Origin of the sequence: Stieleria sp. (genome assembly GCF_041595215.1) — a bacterium.
Taxonomy (GTDB): domain Bacteria; phylum Planctomycetota; class Planctomycetia; order Pirellulales; family Pirellulaceae; genus Stieleria; species Stieleria magnilauensis.
Window position 1 is genome coordinate 1 of record NZ_JBFHKV010000252.1, and the last position, 9,030, is coordinate 9,030.

Here is a 9,030-nt window from a genome sequence, read left to right on the forward strand (position 1 = left end):
AACTTGTTTATTACCTGGTCGCCCGCGGTGGGGGGCTTATCTGCCGCCTTATCCTCGGGTGGATAAGTTTTTGACGGCCTTATCCGCGGGTCGGCGATAAGTTGTCACCCAATTATCCAGTTTTTCGTCAGAATTGCAACCCGATAGGGTTGACCAACCCCCTCCGTGGAGAAAAACTGTCTGCAGCGGGCTTACCAACCGGTTTCGCAGAGGGGGAATGGGCCGATGGCGACGCAGAATGGCGGTGGGATGCAGCAGTCTGGCAAGCCCGACTGGGCGTTGATTTGGCACAAAAAACTTGCCAAGTTTCATGGTGCGGGAGCCAATGCGGGTTGGCAATTTCGTCAATCCGATGTGATCGAATTCCTAATAGACCGCAAAAAGAATGGCGCGCCGGCTTGGAAGAGATTGAAAATCGCTGAGGCGCTTTGGGACTATCAGAAACGTTTTCACCGGGATGGCGGTGAGCGACTGGACCGGATCGTGGCGCAATTGCGTTACAAGGCGAGTTCGGAGCGTCAGGCAGAGCTATCGGGCCCCGAAATGAACGAAATTGTCGGGCAGATCGACGCCACAGAGGCCCCGGTGATTCAGCAGATGCGTCGGACAATGCGTCTGAACACCGGTGGTGATGAGCCACCGAGAAGTTGCAGTGTTGTTGGAGCAACTTGACGGAGTATATTTGCTGATGGCGCAGCTGATGTACGGTGCCGGGTTACGGCTGAGTGAATGCTTGAGCTTGCGTGTGAAGGATTTGGATTTCGACCAGAAGTTGATCATCGTCTGCGATTCCAAGGGCAAAAAAGATCGGCGGGTGCCGCTGCCGGACACTGCGGTGGATGGATTACGCCGGCAATTGGCTTGGCGAAAATCGCTGCACGACCGAGATATGGCCGAGGGCGCCGCATCGGTGTACTTGCCTCGCGCGATCGATCGCAAGTATCCCAACGCGCACAAGGAGCTGCGATGGCAATTTCTGTTCGCCTCTCGTCAACGATCCAAGAACCCGCGTAGCGGTCGAATGCACCGTCATCACATGCATGAAGGCACCTTTCCGTCTCGATTAAAGCCAGCGGTCGAGCGTGCCGGGATTCTGAAGCGAATCACATCGCATGCGTTCCGCCACAGTTTCGCAACGCAATTGTTGCAGGACAATACGGACATCCGCCAAGTCCAGGAACTGCTGGGGCACAAGGACGTCAAGACAACGATGATCTATCTGCATTGCTTGAACGACGCCGAGAAGGACGTCGTCAGCCCACTCGATCGTTTGCACGAGTTGCAGAACGCGGAAAAGACAAACGGGGCGTCGGAAGGAGGCCGACCCCAGCTTGCAGGGCCTGCCCAGGGTGGTGATTTACACGCCCCGCAACCAGAGCCATTGGCGAGTGATGAGACTGGCCTCCGCGGTCAGGCGGAAACCGACGTCCCCTCCCTTTCCCCTGACGAAACGCTCTCCGGCGAGTGCGCAACGGCCATTCCCAGTGGTGCAGACGGAGTGCTCGACAGGGTCAGGGCGTCCGTGCTTGCCATGCTGCGCCGGCCTCGCGGTCAGGGGTTCTTCAGACGCTTGATCCATCAGTAGTGTGGACGGTCGCGTCGTCCGCGAAGGATTCGCGATGGTATGGGGGAAACGTGGCGTGACGCGACTTGGAACGGCCCGGTTCTAAGCACCCGCGGACGGTAACGGGTCGCTGTGATCGCTCCAGAAACAGGAGTATAGGAAACCTGGGGAAAATGGAGAACCACTGTAGATGCTCTTTTGCACAGTAGTTCAAAAAAGTTCAGGAATTTTGAAAACAAAGGTGTTGCCAACCACCCCCCATCCCCTACCTTGGAGACCAACCGACTTCCACCTGGGGCAGACAAAAAGTCGCTGGGAGCGATCTGGAAAGCTCGGGACTCACTCACGCTCATGTTGCTGCTTGGCGGTAACGGGAGCGGGAGAGACGCAGTGTGTTTGCCTCACCGTGTGCGATGCGCTCTGTTCTACTCGTATCGATGTTGTTTCTTTCAGCGATCACCGCCGATCACGCGTCGGCTGGCTTGATCGTTTCAGATAGCCAGTCATTGGCGTGTTTGCCGACTAACGGGACGGTTGTATCTGAGGACGCCTCCCAAACCTCTGCGGTCATCCGATCTCCAAACTCTGCGACGGGGATGTCTCAGACCGCAGCATTGGATCAGTCGCACCAGAATGTTGCCGCTAAGGCGCATCCCGAGTGCCTGCTTAAGCAGCGAATCGCCCGTAGGACGGCTCGCATTGCGGAGGCCCGTTTGCCCGATTGGATTCCCATCTGTTTGTTGAAGGTCCCCATTTGAACGCTACGAGTTGAGTCGTAGCCAAACCATCACATGATTCTTTCACGGGGACGAGTTCAGATGAAATTCTTAACAAAAAGTCGACATCTACGCGCAACTGCGTTTTCAGTTGCAACCACTTTGTGCCTGGGTCTCACAAGTTCGCTTCAAGCAGGAATAATCTACGAAACCCCGCTCAACAGCACGGTGGGACCTGACAACAAGTCAGTATCGGCTCGTGCGACGTTTACGGCCGAAAGCAGCAGTTTGCTAAAGATCGAGCTCGAAAACACCGCGACTGACGGGAAGGGAAATATCACTCGACTGACAAATCTCGAGTTTAACGTTTTCGACTCAACGACTTGGTCTTTAGTCACCCCAACATCAAGCAGCGGAAGCGTCAAAGTTAAGACTGGCTCGAGTATCATCAATGGATTTACGCCCGCCGGACCAGATTCTACAGACATCTCGGGCGGGTGGATGTTTGGGAAGAATGTTCAGCCGGCTGGTTTCACCGAGGTATTCGATTACGGGATTTCGTCGACGGCCTTCAACAGTGGCAACCAGCTGGCACGATTCGACGGCAGCACGAACTTCGGTAATTATACCGACGGTTTCGGCAACAATTGGAAATCGGTCAACGGTGGAGACTGGGGATTGATTCCCGATGATCCGACGCCAGATACATATACCGGCCCAAGCGTGCGAGACACGGTGATCATTACTTTAGATGTTGTAGGCACGTTGAACTTGAGCGATATCAAGAACGTTGTGTTCACGTACGGATCTGAAACGGCAGGCGTTTACGGGATGGTCCCTGGACAAGCGCCTCCACCCAACATGGTTCCGGAACCCGCATCGTTCACCATTTTGCTCGCAGGATTGTTGTGCTGTGGCGTGGTGAGACGCCGTCGCAAATCCCATACGCCCAACTTTTCCACTCGGTGATTATCACCAATCTTGACGATGACCCAACGACAACCCTCAAAAGTGTAGATACTTGGTTGCTTCACTCGTGACCGAATAATCTCCAAACGGAATCGAGTCGTTCGAAAGAGAGGCTCGATTCTTTTTTGGTTGTTGGCGTCTCTTCCTTGGAATCGTTTACACCATCCGCGGGCCCTTGCTCGAATGACTGCGCGGGTTGAGTGACCTGAACCGCTCTCAACGTGACATGCTCCACCCGCTCTTGGGGCACACGATCTTCCAAGCCGTCTTGCCCATCGGACATTGAACGGCTTGATGACGACACATCGATCGAGCTGATCGCTGCGATCGCCAAGCGGTTCGCGGCGACCGCGCCTGCGGCCGCCGGCGCTTTGTTCTTGCCTTTGCCCTTACCGCCACCGCTTCCTCCGTCGGTGCCCCCACCACCGCCTCTGCCTTTTTCGTTGTCCTGGTTGGTGACCTGGACGTCATCGGCATCGAGACCGTTGTATGCGGTGTCACTACTTTGCGCGGCTGCAGTTTGAATGACGTACGCGATGTTGCGGTCGCGGACCGCATCATCGACTCCGGTCACGGTGACCGTCTGCGCGGTCGACCAGTCGTTAGGCGTAAAGGTTAACATGGTTTGATCGACGACCCCTTCGGTGACATCGCTGGATGAGATTGCAATCATCACATCAGACGTTGGTGCCGAGTCGAGTACCACACTGAACGTCGCCGAACCACCGGTTTCGCTGGTCGTCAGTCCGGTGATCGGGGTGACCGTGATTCCGGGCGGAGTGGGAGCGGCGTCATCATTGCGAATCATCCCTTGGGCGGTCGAGGTGACGAGCAGTGTTCCCGCCGTCGGAGTCGAAAGCGAGACCGTGAACGATTCATCCGACTCGGAATCCGTATCCCCGGACACCTCCACCGTAATGGTTTTGGAAGTCTCGCCGGCGGCGAACGTGACGATGCCACTGGGGAAGACGCCGCCGATGAAATCAGCAGTGTCCGCCGCGGACGCACCGCTACCGCTGACAGACCAGTCGACTTCTGCTGCGGAAGACGTCTCACCGCTACGCGTCAGCACAAACGTGAAGGCCTTGGATGCGGAATCACCTTCGGTTTGATCGGCGTCGGCGGCGGCAATGCTCAGATATCCGGCGTTCGTCTGCACCAGCGAACCACTCACCGAATAGGAACCCAGGCTGCCATAATCGCTGTAGCCCGTCGATGCCGGATCGCCCTGTCCGGCGCCGCTCACCTGGACAAAATATTGGCCGGCCGCCAAGGTTGCCGAAAGCGTCGCTGACAGCGAGCCGATCGGATTGGACGCGACGATCAACGCCCCACTGGCATCGAGCAGCGCGGCATAAATATCAAGGTTGGGACCACGTTCAAATGGTGCTACATCAAAACTGACATCGCCGGCGTCGGTGAGGAAGGTAAAGACATCGACGTCATCGTTGCGTTCGATGATTCCCGAATGGGCCACCGAGCCTTGATCGACCGACAACACCGCAGCGGTCGAAGTGGTGTTGCCATGGTCATCGGCTCGATATCCGAACCCGTTGTTTCCAGTGATGATGGCTAAATCATCTTGGGTGTTACTGGCATAGGCATATTCACCGCGACTCCACTGGGTCAGTTCTTTGTAGTAGCCGATGCCCATGATCGGTGCCCACCCTGTGGCGCCGCTGCCGTGCCCCTGGTAGTAACCCTCCGACGGCGAAGTTCGACCGTCGTGATTCAGCCCCAGAGCGTGACCCGCTTCGTGTGTGATCGCTTCAGCGGTGTATTTCTCGTTGCCATTTCCCAACACATCTTCAAATGCGAAAACAGGTGTGTCGCTGTTCCAATTGAAGGATCCGACGTAGGCAACGCCGCCGGCATTTCCATACCAAGATCCGTCTCCGCCGACGACGACACGAACTCCCCACGCCGTGTCGCCCGAACCGCTGTTGACCAATCCATCCAGAGAGGGCTCTTCCGTTGTCACGTCAACATCAAACGGAATGAAGTCCTCTGCGACGCGCTGCCAAATGGCGTGGATCCTTGATAGCTCGGCATCATCAAACGATGCATCGCCGGTGAAGCTGTAGGCAGGTGACACAATGTCAGCACCGCCGTTAAAACCATTCCACGATGTGCCCGATGTGATATGCCCGTCAAAATCCAAATAGATCGTTTTGGACGCACCGGGATTGCTGTGTAGGCGAAAGGTGTCTTCTAAAGTGGAAGCCGCCAAGCTTGACTCGCCGGTTGCTTCGGTGACCCCTTCCAACTCATGGATTGGTAGCGGAAGCGAGTGATAGACATTCCCATCGGCGTCGTCGTGATAGTCCGAGCCAGAATGCTCGACCTGCAGCAACGAGTTGGCGCTGAGCACCATGCGTTTTTCCAACGTTTGAAACTCAACTCGACGGCTGCGGATTGTTCTTACACGTTGGCGTTGTGTGTTGCGTCGTTTACGGTTTCGCATCATGAGCCCATCAGGAGAGAAGTACGAGCCGGGCAAAATGTAGAGGAGAGCGGCGACGGGTTTAAGCTGGGCATTCAATGCTGCCAACCCTCGTCTCGCCGATGGAAACTCTACGCCACCTTTCCGCCCAGTGCTTCGTTCAAATTTGGTATGGTTCGACGTTTTGTCGCTGGCGTCGGCAGAGGGGACTTGTACCTCCCCGCAAAACCGCCGCCATCGTTTCCAACGACCGATCGGCGACGTTACAGAGTCCCTGCAATCTTCGCAACGCCAGTGCGTCGCAACACCCAAACCGACCAATCAAGCCTACGAAGCAAGGTGGAACCAGGCACTATCCGCAGGGGGACCTAAGAATAGATTCCACCGGATGTATGGTGCGACGTCGTTTCGGCCCCCGGGATGGCCGACGTGATTGCGGGTGCGGGCTGTTGGTCGCACCAGCGTTTCCAGGCTTGGCGATACGCTTTCTCAAGCTCGGTGACGAAACGCTGTTGGTCTGCGATCGTCCGCCGCGTCGTCTCGCGCAGCGTACCACGCAGATGTTCCAGCTCGTCGAGGTCGCTGGCGAGTCGGCCAACGGAGGACGCATAATCGTCGACTGACTTGGCAATCCACTCCGGCTTGCCGAGGTGGTGAACGATCCCCGCGGTGCCCCGCGAGGGTCGGTTGGCACCATAAAAGCCGACGACCGGAATCCCCATCCACAAGGCCTCCATCGTCGTCGTCCCGCCCGCCCACGGAGTCGTGTCGAGGCCGAGATCGATCTCGTGATACGTTTCTAAATACGACTCGCCGCGATAGGTGCTGCGGACTTCGATTCGACTTTCATCGATACCACGTTGAACCAACGCGCTGATCAATTCCCGCTTCAACGAGTCGTTGAACCGCGTGTTGAACGCGAGCAATCTTGCGTTGGGACAGGCCTTCAAGGCAGCCGCCCACAGATCGTGCGTCGAGGAGGAGATCTTGAACGGTCGGTGCAGCGATCCGAACGTCACATAACCGTTGCGGCGGGCAGGCAAGGATGACAATTCGGGAGCGTTTTTGGGCGGTGCAAAACAAAACGATCCACCGGGAATCCGAATTAGTTCCTCGGTGTGCAACGTGGGCTCGCCGACGGGATTTTGCACGTCACAGGTCAGGCAATAGTCGATCGCCTTCAATCCCGTGGTGTTGGGATAACCGAGCCAGGAGATCTGGATCGGCGCCGGTTTATAGGCCAGCGCGGGCAATCGGTTCCCCGACGTGTGTCCGGCCAGATCCACCATGATATCGATCTGATCATCCAGAATCTGCTGTGCCACCTGTTGGTCCGAGTAACCGAGTGTCACGCGCCAATGATCTGAAAGCGACTTTAACTGTCCGGTCACGTGGTCTTCCACACCGGACTCGTAATAACAATAGACTTCGAACTTTGATCGGTCGCGAAGACTCAACAGCGGCTCGAAGAACGCCGTGACGGCGTGCTCGCGAAAGTCTGCCGACGCGTAACCGATCCTCAGCTTTCGGTTCGGATCGCGTACGTTGAGGTGGCGCTGAAGCGGCTGGACGTTTCCATGCACCTCGCCCCAGCGGACGTGTTCCTCGAACAGTTGCTTTGGATCGATGTCGGGATCGCCGCTCATCAAATACAGCAAACAGCCATGCGCGCCGCTCATGCGGGCATCGAGCTTGACAGCTTCGGCGAAGCATTCGGCCGCTTCACGACGCCGGTCGGTTTCGATATAGACGAACCCCAGCGAGCAGAGCGCGTGTGCGTCCGCCGGGTCGAGCTGCAAGGCAACTTGAATCTCCGACTCCGCTTTCGCGACATCGCCCAAAGTGAGCGACACGGTCCCCAAATAATGGTGCGCCTTGGGATAGTGGGGAAACTCCGCGATGAGCTGTTCCAAACGCTCGGCCGCCTCGTCAAGCCGCCCCAGATTCACCAGCGTCCGCGCGAGCGTCAACTTGGAAACGACATCGCTGGGACGGGCCCGTACCACACGCTGAAGCAACTCCAGTGACTGCTCCCATTTGCACTGGCGGCGGTAGCATTCACCGAGATTGCCCAGGACGTCGAGGTTGTCTCCGTTGCGTCGCAGCAGGTCATCATAGATCTGTTCGGCGTCGTGAAGTCGATTCTGCCGGACCCAACAGTTTGCCAAATTCATCGAGGCCTGTTCGGAACCCGGATTGATCCGAAGTGCATGCTGAAACTGCTCCTCGGCTTGTTCCAATTGCCCGAGTTCCAACAAGAAGACTCCGAAGTTGTTGCGTGTGTCGGCATTGTTTGGATCAACTGACACGAGCTGGCTGAGCATTTGCCGAGCCCGCTGGAGGTCTCCGAGCGCGTGATACACCAGCGCCAGATGGCTCATCAATTCCGGGTTATCGCCCAGCAGCCCATGCGCCTTTTCCAAACACTCCAGCGCACTCGGATAGGCCGCTGCGGAGTAGAGCGTCATGCCGAGCAGATGCCAGGCATCGGAGTGGTTTGGGTCCACGCTCAGCACTTCGCAATACAATTGCTTGGCCTGTTCCAGATTCCCCGCTTTCTGCAGCGTTAATGCGGTGTCAATTTTCGCCGCGAGTGCTTGCGTGTCGTTAACGGGCCGCTGTGGCGGGCGTGGTCGCGGCCTTCGTCGTTTCGGGCTTTTGGGTTTGCTGCGTGCCATCGTGACCTAAATCCAAATGAAAAGGGGGGCGAGAAGGCTGGACCTTAATATCCGCGGATCACCCGACAGACTCGTTCGATGTCTGATTCGTCAATCGCCGAACCGGTCGGCAGACAGATCACGCGATTGCAAAGCGTCTCGGTGCGGGGTAGTGTCAAATTTTGATTGCGAGCCATCGACCGATAGGGCTCCATCCGATGGCAGCCGGGATAAAAGTATCGACGGGCGCGGATCTGTTGCGCGTGCAACTGAGCCACCAATTCGTCTCTGCTGGCGCGAAAGCGACTCTCGTCGATTTCGATGACCACGTACTGCCAATTGGTCTGTTGAAGGTGGTCGTACGTCAACAGCCGCAACCCGGGAATCCCGTCCAAGTGTGCACGGTAGAGCTGGTGATTGTGTCGGTTCCTTTCCAGAAGCTGATCCAAGCACGGCAACAGCGACAATCCCATGGCGGCGCAAATTTCGGGCATCTTTGCGTTCGTGCCCAGATCGACGACGGTGTCCATTCCGGCAAATCCGAAATTTTTGATCAACGCCAGTCGCTCCGCCAGTGCATCGTCGTTGGTCGTGATCGCTCCGCCTTCGAACGTGTTGAAAAACTTGGTGGCGTGGAAGCTGAACACTTCACAGTCACCAAAGTTGCCAACCATCTGATCG

6 protein-coding genes are annotated in these 9,030 nt (G+C 56.8%); 3 read left to right on the forward strand and 3 right to left on the reverse strand.

Annotated elements, in window-relative coordinates; all coding sequences use genetic code 11:
• Positions 1–225 precede the first annotated feature (225 nt).
• The 3 genes from ABX749_RS11905 to ABX749_RS11915 all read left to right on the forward strand — a co-directional run bounded on the left by ABX749_RS11905 (position 226) and on the right by ABX749_RS11915 (position 3,249).
• Complete coding sequence (locus tag ABX749_RS11905; RefSeq protein ID WP_372896174.1) at positions 226–672, forward strand: hypothetical protein; 447 nt, start codon at positions 226–228, stop codon at positions 670–672.
• Positions 653–1,585 carry an integron integrase gene (locus ABX749_RS11910; protein ID WP_372896175.1) on the forward strand — a complete coding sequence of 311 codons (933 nt, stop codon included), beginning with the start codon at positions 653–655 and terminating at the stop codon, positions 1,583–1,585. Before ABX749_RS11905 ends, ABX749_RS11910 begins: the two co-directional genes overlap by 20 nt.
• 797 nt (positions 1,586–2,382) lie before the next feature.
• Positions 2,383–3,249 (forward strand): XDD4 family exosortase-dependent surface protein, encoded by an 867-nt coding sequence (locus ABX749_RS11915; RefSeq protein WP_372896176.1) that lies wholly within the window; start codon positions 2,383–2,385, stop codon positions 3,247–3,249.
• A gap of 61 nt (positions 3,250–3,310) precedes the next feature.
• Here the strand turns inward: ABX749_RS11915 and ABX749_RS11920 are convergent, their stop codons facing one another.
• The 3 genes from ABX749_RS11920 to ABX749_RS11930 form a co-directional block, all read right to left on the reverse strand.
• Positions 3,311–5,716 (reverse strand): Calx-beta domain-containing protein, encoded by a 2,406-nt coding sequence (locus ABX749_RS11920; RefSeq protein WP_372896177.1) that lies wholly within the window; start codon positions 5,714–5,716, stop codon positions 3,311–3,313.
• Between the two features lie 344 nt (positions 5,717–6,060).
• On the reverse strand, positions 6,061–8,370 hold the full coding sequence (locus tag ABX749_RS11925; protein ID WP_372896178.1) for a tetratricopeptide repeat protein: 2,310 nt from the start codon (positions 8,368–8,370) through the stop codon (positions 6,061–6,063).
• Positions 8,371–8,414: 44 nt separating this feature from the next.
• Positions 8,415–9,030, reverse strand: a 616-nt coding sequence (locus ABX749_RS11930) for a DegT/DnrJ/EryC1/StrS family aminotransferase (protein WP_372896179.1), incomplete at its 5' end; no start/stop codon positions are given.

Bases quoted from the DNA above. Each gene is read 5' to 3' on its own strand.
- ABX749_RS11905 (WP_372896174.1), top strand. From the start codon at position 226: ATGGCGACGCAGAATGGCGGTGGGATGCAGCAGTCTGGCAAGCCCGAC.
- ABX749_RS11915 (WP_372896176.1), top strand. From the start codon at position 2,383: ATGAAATTCTTAACAAAAAGTCGACATCTACGCGCAACTGCGTTTTCA.
- ABX749_RS11920 (WP_372896177.1), bottom strand. From the start codon at position 5,716: ATGATGCGAAACCGTAAACGACGCAACACACAACGCCAACGTGTAAGA.
- ABX749_RS11925 (WP_372896178.1), bottom strand. From the start codon at position 8,370: ATGGCACGCAGCAAACCCAAAAGCCCGAAACGACGAAGGCCGCGACCA.